15 protein-coding genes are annotated in these 14,816 nt (G+C 49.1%); 2 read left to right on the plus strand and 13 right to left on the minus strand.

Annotation, left to right across the window (positions count from 1 at the left end; genetic code table 11):
• Position 1 precedes the first annotated feature (1 nt).
• The 8 genes from PRU_RS01815 to PRU_RS01850 form a co-directional block, all read right to left on the minus strand.
• Positions 2-1,030: a DNA cytosine methyltransferase gene (locus PRU_RS01815; RefSeq protein ID WP_013064911.1), complete on the minus strand. Its 1,029-nt coding sequence runs from the start codon at positions 1,028-1,030 to the stop codon at positions 2-4.
• On the minus strand, positions 1,030-2,214 hold the full coding sequence (locus PRU_RS01820) for a DNA cytosine methyltransferase (protein WP_143040142.1): 1,185 nt from the start codon (positions 2,212-2,214) through the stop codon (positions 1,030-1,032). Before PRU_RS01820 ends, PRU_RS01815 begins: the two co-directional genes overlap by 1 nt.
• Before the next feature lie 95 nt (positions 2,215-2,309).
• Entirely contained in the window at positions 2,310-2,588 is a 279-nt protein-coding gene (locus tag PRU_RS01825; RefSeq protein WP_041385536.1) for a hypothetical protein, read from the minus strand.
• A gap of 215 nt (positions 2,589-2,803) precedes the next feature.
• Positions 2,804-3,199 carry a hypothetical protein gene (locus PRU_RS01830; protein WP_013063715.1) on the minus strand — a complete coding sequence of 132 codons (396 nt, stop codon included), beginning with the start codon at positions 3,197-3,199 and terminating at the stop codon, positions 2,804-2,806.
• A 135-nt stretch (positions 3,200-3,334) separates the two neighbouring features.
• Positions 3,335-3,742 (minus strand): hypothetical protein, encoded by a 408-nt coding sequence (locus PRU_RS01835; protein WP_041386526.1) that lies wholly within the window; start codon positions 3,740-3,742, stop codon positions 3,335-3,337.
• A gap of 50 nt (positions 3,743-3,792) precedes the next feature.
• Complete coding sequence (locus tag PRU_RS01840) at positions 3,793-6,240, minus strand: BT4734/BF3469 family protein (protein WP_074683996.1); 2,448 nt, start codon at positions 6,238-6,240, stop codon at positions 3,793-3,795.
• A complete protein-coding gene (locus tag PRU_RS01845) occupies positions 6,195-6,698 on the minus strand; it encodes a hypothetical protein (protein ID WP_041385537.1) in 504 nt (167 codons plus the stop codon). Before PRU_RS01845 ends, PRU_RS01840 begins: the two co-directional genes overlap by 46 nt.
• A gap of 232 nt (positions 6,699-6,930) precedes the next feature.
• A complete protein-coding gene (locus PRU_RS01850; RefSeq protein ID WP_143040141.1) occupies positions 6,931-7,986 on the minus strand; it encodes a hypothetical protein in 1,056 nt (351 codons plus the stop codon).
• Positions 7,987-8,532: 546 nt separating this feature from the next.
• Here PRU_RS01850 and PRU_RS01855 point away from each other — a divergent pair.
• Positions 8,533-9,084, plus strand: coding sequence for an HU family DNA-binding protein (locus PRU_RS01855; protein WP_013063071.1), 552 nt, complete (start codon positions 8,533-8,535; stop codon positions 9,082-9,084).
• Between the two features lie 61 nt (positions 9,085-9,145).
• Complete coding sequence (locus PRU_RS15955) at positions 9,146-9,247, plus strand: smalltalk protein (RefSeq protein ID WP_170857849.1); 102 nt, start codon at positions 9,146-9,148, stop codon at positions 9,245-9,247.
• Between the two features lie 72 nt (positions 9,248-9,319).
• On the opposite strand, the gene PRU_RS01860 is transcribed toward PRU_RS15955, so the two are convergent.
• The 5 genes from PRU_RS01860 to PRU_RS01880 form a co-directional block, all read right to left on the minus strand.
• On the minus strand, positions 9,320-10,426 hold the full coding sequence (locus tag PRU_RS01860; protein WP_013063821.1) for a VWA-like domain-containing protein: 1,107 nt from the start codon (positions 10,424-10,426) through the stop codon (positions 9,320-9,322).
• Complete coding sequence (locus PRU_RS01865) at positions 10,423-11,502, minus strand: AAA family ATPase (RefSeq protein WP_013063650.1); 1,080 nt, start codon at positions 11,500-11,502, stop codon at positions 10,423-10,425. Before PRU_RS01865 ends, PRU_RS01860 begins: the two co-directional genes overlap by 4 nt.
• Before the next feature lie 44 nt (positions 11,503-11,546).
• On the minus strand, positions 11,547-12,275 hold the full coding sequence (locus PRU_RS01870; RefSeq protein ID WP_041385539.1) for a hypothetical protein: 729 nt from the start codon (positions 12,273-12,275) through the stop codon (positions 11,547-11,549).
• A 7-nt stretch (positions 12,276-12,282) separates the two neighbouring features.
• Entirely contained in the window at positions 12,283-14,076 is a 1,794-nt protein-coding gene (locus tag PRU_RS01875) for an ATP-binding protein (protein WP_080517158.1), read from the minus strand.
• Positions 14,077-14,192: 116 nt separating this feature from the next.
• Positions 14,193-14,789: an HAD family hydrolase gene (locus PRU_RS01880; protein ID WP_013065114.1), complete on the minus strand. Its 597-nt coding sequence runs from the start codon at positions 14,787-14,789 to the stop codon at positions 14,193-14,195.
• Positions 14,790-14,816: the final 27 nt, after the last annotated feature.

Here is a 14,816-nt window from a genome sequence, read left to right on the forward strand (position 1 = left end):
ATTACTTAAAATATTCATTTTTAATCTGTTTTGCAACAACCTCAACTAAAACTGGAGGAACAGCATTGCCAATCAACCTCCATTGATCAGAGAATTTGCCTAAGAATACATAATCGTCAGGAAAAGATTGAATCCTTTGGATTTCTTGTATTCTTAGGAAACGATTTTTCCAATGAAACGGTCCCATATTATTTGAAAAACTTGCCTGAATAGTCCATGAAGGCTTTTCTGGTGATAATTTTAAAAGGAAAGACCAATATCTTGACCTCCATTTGAAAATGGGTTCAGGATAACCACGTTCTTTTGTAAAAAAGAGATAATTGTCACCGGGAGGGACAAGTTTCAACAATTCTTTGTGTTTTGAACCTGCCTGTTTATCTTTATCTTCAGGAAGATCAAAATCAATGTTTCCAATAACATCACCGCAAGTTACCCATTTCTTGTGAGTTTCATCACCTAACTCAGAATGGGTTTCCTCTGGGAAGATGAAATCTGGCATATCTTTACGTACGCCAACACATATAAAACGTTGCCTTATTTGGGGTACGCCGTAATTTGCTGCGTTGACCACACGATATACAATCTTATAGCCAAGCCTTTGGGATTCACTTTGTACCATCTCTAAAGCCGCCTGATGTGGTTTGTAAACAAACCCTGCAACATTCTCAAAGAAGAAGAATTTTGGTTTTAATTCTTCCAAAGCTCTAAAATAATTGCTTACAGTTAAGAATCCGCTTTCATCTTCAAGACCGCGTTTCTTGTCTGTTCTATAGAATCTGGACTTCGAAAATGGAGGACATGGAGGGCCTCCAACTAATCCGTCAATATCTCCGTACTTCTTCTTAATCTCTTTAAAATCGACATCGGCTATACTTGCACATACGACCTCTGCATCAGGATAATTCGCTTTAAAACTATCGCACGCATTCTGCCAATTGTCATTGGCAAATACAGTTTGAAATCCTGCGTGACTGAAGCCTGTGTCAATACCACCAACGCCAGAGAATATGCTAACTATTTTGGGTTTCATTATATAAACTTAATTAGATGTTCAACAAACTTTTCGCCTAAGAGGGAAGGTACAGCATTACCAATCTGTTTCTGAATAATTCTCCTTGATCCCACGAACTTGTAGTCCATTGGGAAGGTTTGAATAGCAGCAACTTCTTGTGCCCTTAATCTTCTATTATTCCAGTGGAAAGGGCCGACCCACGGTCCTGGTTGTGCAGCTATTGTCCATGAGGGCTGCAAAGGATGTAGTTTTAACAAGAAATTCCAGAAACGCTTATTCGCAACAAATTTTGGATTAGGATAGTTGTCCCTAGCAGACAACGCAATATAATTGTGTCCTGGTGGTATCTCAGAAAGTTCATAGTCGTATGTCTTACCTTCTGTTGACTCTTCATTTTCTGATAACTCTGGCTTATCAAATCTGCCTATCCAATCCAAAACACTAACTTTCTCAACCTCCTCCGGTGCCAATTTAGTTGGTTGCCCGCTAATAGGTTTTTTACTTGCAAGGAATAATACCCTTTTCCTTTTTTGTGGTATTCCGTATTCTAAAGCATTAGCGAGTATCCGAACAAAATGATATCCCATACGAGTAATCTTTTCCTCGATATAATCAACTGCTGCCTTATTCGTCGGATGAAGAATGCTTTCAACATTCTCCAACAAGAAACCATCAGGCCGTATTTCCTCTATTATACGTAAATACTCACCAACCATATTTCTTTCATCATCAACGGCTTTTCTCTTTTCATTTGTAATCCAATAGCCTGCTTTAGAAAATGGCTGGCAAGGCGGCCCACCTACTATTATTAACTTATCTGGATTTGAACTGCGAAGCAAAGCGGAGTAATCTTTTCCAGATACGTTACGTATATCAGCACAATTATGTTCTGCAAATTTAAAGAATTCATTTGCCTTAACTGTTTCGACTGTAGCTGGCTCGAAATCAAGTGTTGATATAATTCTTGCTCCAGCCATTTGGGTACCAATATCCAACCCACCACAACCGGAAAAGAAAGAAATAGCCTGTACTTTTGATTCGGCCAATTTTTCTATCATAGGTTTACACAGATAATTTCGATCCGTGTAATTCAGAGTGAACCCCACATTATCTTGTTGACAATTGCCTAAAGAGTTCACAAAAACATCATACTGATGTGGACAAATATTAGAGAGATATTTCTTTTCAAGTATATATTTCATTTTTTCTTATGCGGAAAGTTTATTGGCTTTATTCATACAATTTGGACATTCCTATTACATGTATTGTCCATTTATGTATTGCCATATTCATTGATTTAATCTAAGAATAGCCAACTATTTGCAATGTCGCTTATTTTGTCGCAGTCGGACTCTGTTTTGCCATCATTTCCTGTGCGCACTAAATCCTTAAGTGGGTACAACTCAGTGGTCTTCCCAACCTTAATCTTCTCTTTAGAATCAGCCTTAATTGTGATTTTTCCACAACGGCGCCCAATAGCGAGGACATCATCATCGTTATACGGCTGCTTGACGTAATCGTCAACAATATCAGTTATGCGCAACTCAAGTGCGCGTATGTCCAATATGCTACTCATATTTTTAGTTCTCTTGATTAATCAGCCACAAAGGTACGAAAAAAAAAAGAGAATATTGCGGGTTATGCGAGATTTTATACATAATTTAATAAAAGTTTCTCCGGTGGCTAACATCAAGTGTTCTGCAGAAACCTCTCTACATACTCCGTGGCATGATTCTTCATATTATTGCCTTCCTGTATTTTTGTGTGCTCGGTCAGACCGATGAAAATGCATTATTTCGGCAGCCATTCCTTGGGAATCTTGCATTTGCAGTCGCTAAAAGGATCTATTTCAATGGAATCACCGTACATGTCGAATACTTTATCGAAGTCGGCTTCGCGGTAGTCTTCGATATCGTCTTCGTCGAGCTTGATATCGTTGCCATAATTATTCATGCCGTCGATGAGCAGTTCAAGGAATAATGGGTGGAAGATGGCATCCCAAAATTTGTCATACAGTTCTGGGGTTTCATCGGATAGGAGTGGCAATAGGCTTTCGTCAGCTCTTTCTGCGTTGTTGGCTATTACCTCCTTTATTTGGGTTGCTTCTTCGTCGGTGAAATCTGCCTCGACCTCAATGTTTTTGTCGCTGTAGGTCAGTGGTATTACTACTTGAAATTTGTACTTCATTATAGTAAGATATTTATGTTACTAGTAATCTGCCCACAAAGATAGGGAAATATTTCAAAATAACGAAACAATCCCTTGAAATTTTGATAAAAAAAACAGGCTGATATCCGGGTTAGGGATATCAGCCTGATTGAGTTATAGCATCCGCCAGGCGCGGAGGAGGGGGATGGGGTCGCGACAGTTGGGACCGTTTTCCTGGATGGCCATGGCGGCGGCGAGCAGTAGCCAGTTGGCGGGGTGCTGCTGCGGATCGCCCAGGTCGTCGTCGGGGCCTATGCCGGTGGTGGCGGATACATTGCTGATATAGGCCTCGGTGTTGTTCTCGGTGGGCGGCGCCCATTTCTCTACTATCTTGCGGATAGTGTAAAGGCGGTACTTGTGGTAGTAAGTGCGCGTTAGCAGCACAAGGGCGGCACGCCAGCCATACTCCATTTGTTTAAACTGACAGAATGCCACATCTGTCTGTTGGGCGCTGAGGCCCTTCCACTGGTCAGCTGAGCGACGGATGTTGAGTGGATTACAATTTCTAATTCCTCGAGACATGTACATTAAAGATTAAAGATTAAACATTTTTTTGCAAAGCGAGCGAAACATTAGGGTAATTCCGCTAATACCTTGCGGTAGGTGTGGGTGTCGACGTGCTCGATGATGCCATCGGCCAGCAGGCGATTGATGTTACGCGAGGCGGTGGGCTGCGAACAGCCGAATACCTCGATGACATGTTTGGCCTTGAACTGCTCGGGCAACTGGCGATAGCACTCGTCGTAACGGGTGGTGCGGCGACGAACCACAAACTCCTTGTCCTGGTCGGCAAAATAGTGGAATGCCATCTCGCCGAAAAAGAACTGCTGACTGCGGTACTGTATCTCCATCACCATGCGGCAGAATCGGCGGTCCATGTCGTCCATCGTCAGTGTGCGGTTCTGTTCCCATTCCTCCCAATGGCGCATCACGATAAAAGGCAGGGTGATGCCGATGCCGTAATAGGGTATGCGCTTTAGCAGCATGCGGTCGGCCTTGTCGTGGTTAAACTCGGCTATCTCCATGTGCTCGGTCTGCCACTCGTAGGTTTCGTCGTTCAGCGGTTCGATGGGTATCTCGCCTGCCACCTTGTCCAGTCGGTAGGCCCACATCTTCAGCGTTTCGTCGGAGCCCTCGATCACTTCCTGATGGCGCTTGGCTTTGCCGCGGTCGGGCAGGGGAATAACTGCCAGTCGACTACTCATGCCGGTACCAAAGTTGCGCTGGTTTACCTTGCGATGCAGGGCATAGGGTGTGCCGGTGTAGATGAAGTTCCAGTACACATTAAACATGCCGCTGATGCTCTCCTGGTTGGCATACATCTGTCCGTCCTCCTCGTTGTGAAAGGCCTTCAGCTCCATAATCTCGCGATCCTTCCAATCGCCACCTTTGTTGTTCTTGTTCACGTTGTCGAGCTCGGAATCGAACGACAGCATGTGCAGGTTTATCGGCTGGCCTTGGATGATTTCCTTGGCGGCCAGCATGTGGCGGATAAACTCGCCAGTGGCGGTTCGGGCGGGGTGCACACGTATGCCTACTTCGGGCTTTTTGAGTGCCTCGGCCTTCTGCGCCTTGGTGCTGGTGGTGCGCTCGGTTCGGCTCTCCTTATAACGGTTCAGAGCGTCGGTCATGCACTGGTCGGCCTGTATGATAGGGTCGGCTATCAGCTTGTAGAACTCCTCGATCATGTGCTTACCCGCACCTGGATCGCCAATGATGAAGATGCAGTAGTTGAGTCGGCGCATAATCTTGGGGTCGAACCAGAAGTGGTACCACGCGCGGGTCATCAGCGTGCCGAAGAGAGCGCCCGACGAGAAGAGTACTGCGGGCAGTTTATGTGGATGCAGGTTAACAAACAGCTCCTTCATACAGGGGTAGTACTGGGCCATCTCGCGCAACTCGTCGGCCCATTTGTCCAGCGGCAACTGATCATAGATGTCGGCATCTGAATTTAGAATTGAGATTTTAGAATTTAGAGGTTCTACTATCGCCTGCATCTCTTTTGAGATTTTGGGTAGCCAGGGCTGACCTTTCTTGGCGGCCTGACTCTCCTGGGCTTTCAGATAGGTGGCGGCATCGGATACGGTGCGCTCTACGTCCTCGCCACGTTCGCGGATGATGGCCTGCACCCAGGGCTGTGCCTTTAATACCGACAGCACCAGACTTTGGTCGCGGTCTAACATAATGAGTAGGTCGCGTGCCAGCAGGATGCTGGATTCGTGGCGCGATACGCCCTCGCTGGCAAAATGCTGCTGGCTCCACTTGTCGACAATCTCCATTACCTGCATGCCGTTGTAATTATCTTGCAACGGACCACAGGACTCTATGATTTTTTTCTCCGAGCCTAAATTATCCTTTTTCGTAGCCTGCGACTGACCGTCTCGATATAGAGCATCAAATCGCGCAGAAAATGTTTCATCTTCATAGGTAAACAGTTTTTCTTCGTTAATATAAATAATGTCATCGGCGGTGGTCATGAAGGCCCCTCGGCTACCGTCCTTGCACGATTCATCGAGGGGAAGGCCCAGCTTGCGCGAAAAGTCGAGCTGGTTGTCGATGAGGTTGCCGATGGCTGGATCGGCGGTGAACACCGGTTTCAAGCCATGGCCAGATGGCGTGATGTAAACCAGCACGATGCGGGCCTTATCTTCGGGCGAGAGGCGCTCGTAGGCTTCGGCCCAAATCTTTCGAACGTCGCCCTGCAGATGGTCGTAGTCGGCCACCACCAGTCCGTTCAGGTGTACATGACTCTGACTGCGCCACATCGCCGTTTCCTTTCGCTTCTCGCCCGTGCGTTTGTTCTCCAGTTCCTTCTCCCATTCCTCAAAGGTGCCCACAAATATCATCAGCGCCAGCTGCTTTTTCTTGTCGGCATAGGTCTTCTCGTCGCCGTTCTGGAGTGCCTGTCGGGCTTCGGTTACCAGTTGTATTGTTTGTGGTGCGCGGCAGTAAGCCCAGAACACCTCGGGTGTAATCAGTCGCGTTCGCGAGTCAGTAAGTTGTTGTTGATAACTAAACATTTATAAATTTCGCTGGTTAAATTAAACAAATCTCTTCTTGCCTCAAGCATGTTCTGGGTGTTGAATGCCATCCATGCCGTCAGCTTTCTCTCTTTTTCCTCGAAACATACCTTCAGGTTGTCCTGATTTAACAGAAACTCGCTGTTGGGCAGCTCGGGGGTGGCGATAGTAATGTCCTTGGTGAGTTTGGCCAGTTCCTTCTGGAAATAGGCAGCCTTGTCGGGCACGTTGTCGGGACATTTTAGTTCGATGCATGTAAGTGGGTTCTTGCCCGTGGTGTCGTATCGTTTGGACCGGCCCACCTTCTTAACGTTGGTTTGTGCAGGCTGGCCACGTTCCTGGGGCGTAACCTCGATCGAGTCGTCGTCGAAAACGCGGGTGTTCGACTTGAAACTACGAATGCACTTTCTGCGTGGAGCTGTGGATGGCTGCTCCTCGGCCTTCTTGATTTCTTCCATAATTTCTAAATACTCTAAAGTCATTTTAAATTTGATGTTTGTTGCGAAATCCGGATTGCGAGTGCAAAAGTAGAGTCCAACTATCCAACTGCCAAAACTTTTTTGGCGGCAGCCGGTTGGTTGGCGTGTAGAATTGCTGTGGTTTGCGTGTGTTTATCGCCGTATCAGAAAAAACAAAAAAAAATAGCTTCCCCCAATCGGGAGAAGCCAGTTGGACAGAATTGGGATGCGGTTAATTGGATTCTACGTGGGCTAACACCCATTCCAGGTAGGGCTGCTCGCGCTTCATGCCCATGTAGGTGGCGTAGCACTCGGTCTTTACCTTGAAGTCGTGACGTATACGGATGGTTCGTGCCAGCTTGGGCTTGCTGCATTTAAATACACCTGCGCTGATGAGGCAGCCTGCCACCAGGGCCGGTATCTTGATGCGTTTCTTGCTGTTGGCCCAGTCTTCGGCAATCTTCCTGCCATGCTCTGAGGCCATCAGATTGTCAACAAACTGCTCTATCCACTGGGCGTTGTACTTTTGCTTGTTGCTTACCAATGCCAATACTTCTGTCTGGGTGAGGATGCTCTTGATAATCTTGGCGGGCGCAAAAGCGTTGAACGGCTCAGGCTGCAGACGGTACTTGTTGATAATCGTCTGCAGCCTGGGGTTCTGCGCCACCAGGTCGGCATTCACCATGTCGAGTGTCGCATCGAGTTCGAACATAGCCCTGGCGTCCTCGTACGAGAAAGCTTTTATGTGCTTCATTGCATACTTACCGAACTTTTGGCGATCTATCATGATGATGTCGCCCTCTTTAATCAAGTAGCGCTTAAGTTTTGCCAACTCTTTCTTAAGGTTATCGTCGAGCTTTTCTTCGCACGATATCCATTGGGTAATCTCGTCGTCGTTGATTTCATTAACCTCATAGTTGAATGCATCCTCGTCGTACTTCATAATGTCGCGCTTAAGCACATCAAATATCACCTGCAAACGCTTATGCTTTAGCATTTGGGGTGTCATGCAGCACAGGTCGCTTTTCCACTTGTTGTAGCTGTTAATGACTTCGGGGTCGGTTAGTAGCGGCTTTAATAGCTGATACAACTGCTGGTAGTCGATCTGTCCGCCCGAATTGTGAACCATCTCGGAGGTCTTAAGGATGGATAGCGATATGAGCATACTCTTTTGAAATAACTCCTGCATGTCGGATGGTACGAGGTCCATGACATGATTCACTGGGTTGATTGTTGCAGATAATGTATCGATTATCTGCCTGAATGATAAGCTGTTTCTGTTGTCCATAATTTTTATGAATATTATTTATTTTAGGTTTATTCGTCAATGTAGTGCAAAGATAATGGAAAAATTGCAATTACGCAAATTTTTCGGGAAATAAAAAATATTCAGTTATTCATTTATTCACATAGACGGGAATGCTTTTGCGTGAAAACGACTTGCCATTGCCTTAGTAGTATGTTAATACTATATTATATAATTATATTATAATATAATTATATAATATAAATATATATTTGAGAAAACTGAAAACCTTCCTGTACATGTGAATAAATGAATAGTGAATAAAACCAGCTCTCCGTCACGATCGACGAAACGTAACTTCTGACAGCCGAAAACGTAACTTCGGGGAGCCAGAAGTTACGTTTCTGTATTTTCGAGTATATATACTATAAGAACTTACAAAATCGCGTATAAAAACTTGCTAAAATGTTTGGCGGTTTCAGAATTTTTTTGTATCTTTGCAGAGTAAATCAGATATGAAACGCACACACGGGAAGCGGCTGCCCGATGTAGTCAGTCGCACTTAAGTCTAATTAATACACACACATTATGGCAAAAGTATTTTATCTGTTGAAGCAGAACAAGGTGAAGAACTCGAAGGTGAATGGCAAGTGGTTCGCCCATCAGAAGACTATCGAGACCTTGAACACCCGCAAGTTGGCGAACCACATTAGTGAGCACGGCTCTATCTACACCCCAGACGTGGTGTTTGGCGTGCTGGAGAAGTTCCGCAGCTGTCTGCTGGAGATGCTGCTTAATTCGAAGCGTGTGAAGATCGACGGTCTGGGTATCTTCTTCACCACCCTGGAGAATACCGAGGGCGGTGCCGAGAGCAAGGACAAGTTCCTGCCTCAGAAGAACCTGAAGGGATTGCACATCCGATTCCTGCCCGATTCGAGCACCGAGACCGACATCTCGAGTCGTGAGTTCATCAAGAAGGCTGAGTTTGTAAATGCCGAGACGTTTGCCGGCACTATGGACGACGAGAATCCTTCGTCGGGCTCAGGTAGCGGCAGCCAGAGTGGTAGCGGCAATACCGGTGGAAACACTGGTGGCGGCAATACCGGCGGCGGAGGAAGTCACGAGCCTATCGGAGACTAAGGGCTTGGGGCTTAGGCCCCAGCCCAACCTTAGAATGTAAAAATTGAAAAATGTAAGAATTATGAGTAAGAAGGAAACCTTAAAGTTTATCGTGCAGATCATAGCATCTGTGGCTACGGCCATTGTTACCGCACTGGGAGCGACCAGCTGCATGGGAGCATAACCACCGCCTGGCCAATTAAGTAAGCACCCTGCTTCATTTTACTGAGGCAGGGTGCTTTGGCTATAATTGGATTTATGTGTTTTCGACTACGCAGACGCGGCCGGATTGGCGCATCCAGGATTCGTGCTCTTTCAACTCCCTCTCGGAGCGGAGTACCCAGCAAAGGGGCGTGCGTATGGTGGCGGGTACCTTTGGCGGGGGCGCATAGCCATCGGTGTAGATAAGCGCACCATCGTATTCGGGATGCTTGGCCACAAAGTCGATAAAGGGCTGGAAAAGGGTGCCGCCGCGGCCGGTAACCTTGACGTTCTCGGAGGCTTTGACCAGGGTTTGCACTTCGCCCAGTTTCACGTCGAACTGCACCACATCAATCTGCTTGATGCCGTATTTGAAAAAACGGTTGATGGTGGAGTAGAAATTGCGCAGATCGGTCTTGGTGATGCTGCCACTGCAATCCACACCGATAAGCATGTGCGTGCAGAAATCGTAGCGACTGCCCATGGCATCGAATCCAAAGCGGCGGTTGGGGCGCATGCGTGTAAGCTTGCGCTTCTCGCTCAGGATGGAGGCGCGGAACCCAGCCAGTATCTTACGATAGTCGACACGTGCCTTGGTAGAGGCAATGATCTGGTCGACCAGATGGCCAGGCATCGATCCCCATGACTTGACATTGTTGATGACCTGGTCGACCTGGGCCGCCATCAGCTCGTCCTGCTGCCAGTTGGCTGCGAGATCGGAATCTGCGTCGGACTCTCCGGCCTGGCCTTGCTCACCCTTAGGCAGGAGCTGTTGTATGCTACGGGCATAAAACTCGTAGTGCTTCTGGGAGGGCAGCTCGAAGTCGACAGGCTTTACCATCTCGAAAAAATGGAGACGGTAGTTGTCGGTTATGACACAGTTGCTGCCTAATGCCCTGGCCGTGGTGCTGCAGCCGTCGGGCTGGCGGTCGTAGGGGTGCTTGAGCAGGATACGGATCACCTCTACACGGAGGCGCTCCTCGAGTTCCTTGTCGCTGGTGTGGAAACACAGCAAGGGGTTGAACTCGATAACGCCTCTGCCCACACGGGCGATGCACTTCATCTCGCGGTTCTCGACCACACGATGGGTGCAGAATGCTAAGAACAGCGGCTCGTCGCTGAGAAACCAGCGCTGGGCGATTCTGGCTATTCGTTCTTTCATAGTGCTTCTACATAATCGTTTAACGTGTTGTACACCTTGGGGGCATTGATTACCATAAATGAGGCGGCCCTGATGTAGGTGTCCTTCTCAAAGATGGTGGTAAAGTTGGCAAGTGCCTCGCTGTTATTGCTGAGAAAATCGATGTACTTACCGAGGTTCTCGGCCACGGTTTTCTTCTCGTTCTTCTTGAGTTCGGCATTTTCGAGGAAACGGAACACCGACTCGTTGAGGATGGCAAACTCGTGCAGCTGGTACTTCTCGACGGTCTTGATGGTCTTGTCGTACTTAAGCAGGAGGTCCTTGCCCGTGATGGCATTATGCTGCAGGGCACTCTGAATGAAGGCTGCTGCTGCGCCTACACCCACGATGCCGGCGATGATGCGCTTGTGGATGTCGGTGATGGTGTCTACCTTGTGAATCACGTCGGATACATGCTTCCAGGCGCGGCGATCGGCGGTCTTGTCGAGTCCCTTGTATTCTCGGTTGTTGCCGTCGAGCCAGGTGGGGTTGTCCTGAATGAAATCTACTACACGGTCGTCGAGATGCTCGCTCACAGCCCAGTTGAGCCATTCCTCGACGGTGGGCTTGAACTCGTAGATGTTGAAACGGCTTACGAGTGCTGGATCGAGGTCGGTGAGCAGGTATTCGTCGCCATCGTTAACGGCCGATATCACGTAGCTGCCTTTGGGCAGGGCCTTGCCTGCCAGCTTGCGATTCAGGGTGAGGTCCATCACCGTCTGGAGTATCTCTGGACGGGCGCGGTTCAACTCGTCGAGGAAGAGCACAATGGGCTTCCCGTCCTGTGGGAACCAGTAGGGTGGGGTGAAGTCGGTGCGCGAGGTAGCCTTGCCGTTGGCATCGATCTGCTCTACCTTCGAGGGTATGCCGATGATGTCGCCCGGGTCGGCCATCTGTCCGAGAAACAGGGTTACTACTTTCATGCCCTTGCTATTGAAATAGCTGGTGAGGATTTCGGACTTACCGATGCCGTGCTTGCCCACGAGCATGATGTTCTGGGTTGAGGGGGTGAGCTCTAAGGTTTGCTTGAGCTCGGAGATATTAATCATTACTGACATAGTACTACATTAAACATTAAACATTAAAGATTAAACATTAAAGATTATTTCTTGTGGTGGATGAAGAAGTTCTTGATGCTGCTTTTGCGATGAACGTCGAGGAGCAGTTTCAGACTCTCAATCTGCTGGGGGAGCTGCTTTTTGTACGATCCCCACCAGGCATAGATGTACACACCGAGGGTGGTGTTGGGAATATGCACCATGATTTTGGCACGGCGCTTCTGCTCTACGACAACATACTTGAGCTTAGGGTAGTCCTTCATGGCATCGGCGAATATGGCACGGATGCCGAGGAATGCCATATGATCGATCTTGAGCTTCTTGTAGGCTGTCTGCAATTCTACATCCCAATCGTTCATGTAATCGGCCAACCTCTGCTTCTGGCGTATCATCCACAGGGCGATATCCTCGGCGCGGTATGACTTGAGGAACATCACGGTGTGGTTCTTGTCGTTGATGGTAAGCTGCATGGACGAGTGTACCTTCTCGGCGTAGAGGGTGCAGGCAGGCGAGAGCTTGACTATCAGTCGCGGACTGGGGTACTTGCTACTTGCCAGCTCCAGCTTGATGTCGGAATCGCTGATGGTACCGTTGCCCATCAGGTGTATACGCACTTCGGCGGGCAAGGGTACTTTGGTGATGAACGGTTGCTCGGGGCCCAGGTCGTTCATCATGCGCATCTTGAGGTAGAGGTCAAGAGCATAGTCGTTGCTCCTGCCTTCCTCCACTAATTTGGCGATGCTGTTACTAATCTGTACTTTGGTGTATTGCATAACTTTATCAATAGTTTGTCGACCCTGGCAGGGAGAAGCCGGCGATGCGGTGGCGCGATTTGTTGTTGGCGAGTTGCTCGGCGCGGCAGTAGTCTTCCAGCTGCTCGAGTGTGGCGTACTGGCCCGAGAGGATGTAGTCGACCGTGCGCTTGCGGGCGATGTTCTCAATCTGTCCGCCTGAGAAGTCGAAGTGCGAGGCCAGCTGCTGGGCGTCGTGGTCGCTCAGGTCCTTCAGCATCGAGCGCCATATCTTGCTCTTCACGGTGGTGTCGGGCTTGTGGAACTCAACCTTGTAGAGGAATCGGCGCTCGAAGGCGCTGTCGAGGTTGCTGGTGAGGTTGGTGGTGGCGATGAGTATGCCGTCCAGGTCCTCAATCTCCTGAAGGATGATGTTCTGCATGGCGTTGTCCATCTTGTCGACAGAGTGCTCGATGTTCTCGGTGCGCTTGTTGATGAGCGCATCGGCCTCGTTGAAGAACAGGATGGGCTGTACCTCGCTGTTCTGGCATATCTCGCGGTAGCGGGCAAACACGGCCTTGATGTTCTTCTCGCTCTCGCCTACGAACTTATCGCGCATGCCGGCGATGTCTACCTGCATGAGGTTGCGACCCGTCTGACGGGCTATCTGCAGCACGGTCTCGGTCTTGCCGGTACCAGGGCCTCCGTAGAACAGACAGGCAAAGCCCTTGCGCATGCCCTGCTCCTCCAGACGCTGCTGGATGCTGGGGAAGTTGTCGATGCTGAGCAGACTGGTGAGTCGCTCAATCTGCTGCTGCTCGCTGTCGTTGAAGAACAGCTCCTTGGCCTTGATGCTATCGTGGCTCTTAAGCATGCGGTTGTAGCTGTTTTGATAGCGGCGGCACTTGCTGTGACTGGGCTTGTAGGCCGACAGCAGCTCCTGCTTGGCCTTGAGGGTTAGCTTGTACTGCTCGTTGTCGGCCATGCCGTCGCGGCACTTGTACTCGATGTAGCCGGCTTGTATGAGGGGGTGGATGCCCTCGCGCAGGTTCTGGCGCAGGAAGTTGCAATCAAAATCCTCGGGGTACAGGTCGCTAATGGTTTCCATGGTGAGGCCCTCGCCGTCGCTGCCCTCCCACTGGGCATAGTCGAACACAATCATGAGCAGCAGCGACTGCACGTGGATATCGTCGAAGCGCAGCACCTCGTGGCAGAGGGGCAGGTGAGGATTGGCCTTGCACAGCTCAACCATCCACTCCTCGTCGTCGCGGAACTCAGTGTGGCGGTCGTTCAGGCCCTTGGAGATATGGCTCTCGAGTTTGTCGACGAACTGCTGCTCGGTAAGTCCGTCGATCTTCTCGGGAACGAACACCTGATTATGGCGCAGGGCGGTGATAAGGCCGCGAGCCAGTGCGAAGCCTTCGAAGAAACCACCTATCTCGTGGGTGCCACGGCGTACGAACCAGCGCTTGCGCACCATCTCCTCGATTTCGTCGGTGTAGGTCATCATCTGCAGGCGCGAGCAGTTCAGGTAGTTGCCCATCTTCTTCCACGACAGGGGTTCGCCAGCCTCGATGAGCATGGCCAGTACTACTATCTGGATATCGTTGATGCCCAGCTCGCCGCGCAGGAAAGCCAGGGGATTCTTAATCGACTCCCAGAACTCATCGGTGAGTTCGGAGCCGCGTGCCTGGTCGAGCACACGGTTCATGGCGGTGATGATGGTCCAGGTGTCGGGCTCCTTGTACTCCTTCTCCTCATTATCAAACAAGGAGCGCTCGGGGCGCATGTCAAAATCAAGGTTTGTACTTCGCTTCTGAATTTTCAATCTTCTTGGTGGCATAATAGTAGTGTTTTAATGGGTTATTTCTGGTGGCAAATTTACCGTTTGGGCAGAAAGTAAGGGTTAAAGTTATATGTATAAATGAAAAAGAGCAACCGGTGAGGGTTGCTCTTGGGTTAGCGAAGCAGGTCGATGATCTGGAGCGGGGAGGTGATGCACTCATGGTCAGGGTCGGCGAGCATCAGCTCTTTTTCCTCATCTCTGGCGCCCCACAGACAGTGATAGGCCTTGATGCCGACCATGGATGCCAATTTAGCATCAATCATCTGATTACCGAAAGCTATGGTGTATTCAGGAGCAACGTTGAGCTGTTTCAGTGCATGGAGGAAGAGCGAAGGATCGCCCTCGGACTTTATGGTGCCGCCAATACGATTGACCTTGGGCTTGGGAAAAACATCTTTCAGAACAGGATACTTTTCTGCTTTGGCTTTGATTGCCACATTTTGCACCTGAACGTTGTTGCCCGACACGATGGCAGCTTGGATGTTGTTTGCTTTGAAGAACTCGAGTGCCTGCTCCCAACCATCGTAGAGCGGGCTCTGCCTGATTTTCTCAAGGTATAGGCTGCGGGCCTTGCTCCACTCTGGCGAGAACCTGCGCAGCCCCTTCCCCCGGACAGAGAAACGATCTGCAACAGTGGTGTCGAACAGAGTGCCATCAAAATCGATGAGCACCGTGGTAAACGAAGGAATAATAGTAGTTTGCTTTGTCATATGGTAATAGTATTATACGTGATTACG

This window comes from Xylanibacter ruminicola 23, assembly GCF_000025925.1.
Lineage (GTDB): Bacteria > Bacteroidota > Bacteroidia > Bacteroidales > Bacteroidaceae > Prevotella > Prevotella ruminicola.

What these genes read in the sequence shown, in the direction of transcription:
- PRU_RS01815 (WP_013064911.1), bottom strand. Translation starts at nt 1,030, where the DNA reads ATGAAACCCAAAATAGTTAGCATATTCTCTGGCGTTGGTGGTATTGAC.
- PRU_RS01820 (WP_143040142.1), bottom strand. Translation starts at nt 2,214, where the DNA reads ATGAAATATATACTTGAAAAGAAATATCTCTCTAATATTTGTCCACAT.
- PRU_RS01825 (WP_041385536.1), bottom strand. Translation starts at nt 2,588, where the DNA reads ATGAGTAGCATATTGGACATACGCGCACTTGAGTTGCGCATAACTGAT.
- PRU_RS01830 (WP_013063715.1), bottom strand. Translation starts at nt 3,199, where the DNA reads ATGAAGTACAAATTTCAAGTAGTAATACCACTGACCTACAGCGACAAA.
- PRU_RS01835 (WP_041386526.1), bottom strand. Translation starts at nt 3,742, where the DNA reads ATGTCTCGAGGAATTAGAAATTGTAATCCACTCAACATCCGTCGCTCA.
- PRU_RS01840 (WP_074683996.1), bottom strand. Translation starts at nt 6,240, where the DNA reads ATGTTTAGTTATCAACAACAACTTACTGACTCGCGAACGCGACTGATT.
- PRU_RS01845 (WP_041385537.1), bottom strand. Translation starts at nt 6,698, where the DNA reads ATGGAAGAAATCAAGAAGGCCGAGGAGCAGCCATCCACAGCTCCACGC.
- PRU_RS01850 (WP_143040141.1), bottom strand. Translation starts at nt 7,986, where the DNA reads ATGGACAACAGAAACAGCTTATCATTCAGGCAGATAATCGATACATTA.
- PRU_RS01855 (WP_013063071.1), top strand. Translation starts at nt 8,533, where the DNA reads ATGGCAAAAGTATTTTATCTGTTGAAGCAGAACAAGGTGAAGAACTCG.
- PRU_RS15955 (WP_170857849.1), top strand. Translation starts at nt 9,146, where the DNA reads ATGAGTAAGAAGGAAACCTTAAAGTTTATCGTGCAGATCATAGCATCT.
- PRU_RS01860 (WP_013063821.1), bottom strand. Translation starts at nt 10,426, where the DNA reads ATGAAAGAACGAATAGCCAGAATCGCCCAGCGCTGGTTTCTCAGCGAC.
- PRU_RS01865 (WP_013063650.1), bottom strand. Translation starts at nt 11,502, where the DNA reads ATGTCAGTAATGATTAATATCTCCGAGCTCAAGCAAACCTTAGAGCTC.
- PRU_RS01870 (WP_041385539.1), bottom strand. Translation starts at nt 12,275, where the DNA reads ATGCAATACACCAAAGTACAGATTAGTAACAGCATCGCCAAATTAGTG.
- PRU_RS01875 (WP_080517158.1), bottom strand. Translation starts at nt 14,076, where the DNA reads ATGCCACCAAGAAGATTGAAAATTCAGAAGCGAAGTACAAACCTTGAT.
- PRU_RS01880 (WP_013065114.1), bottom strand. Translation starts at nt 14,789, where the DNA reads ATGACAAAGCAAACTACTATTATTCCTTCGTTTACCACGGTGCTCATC.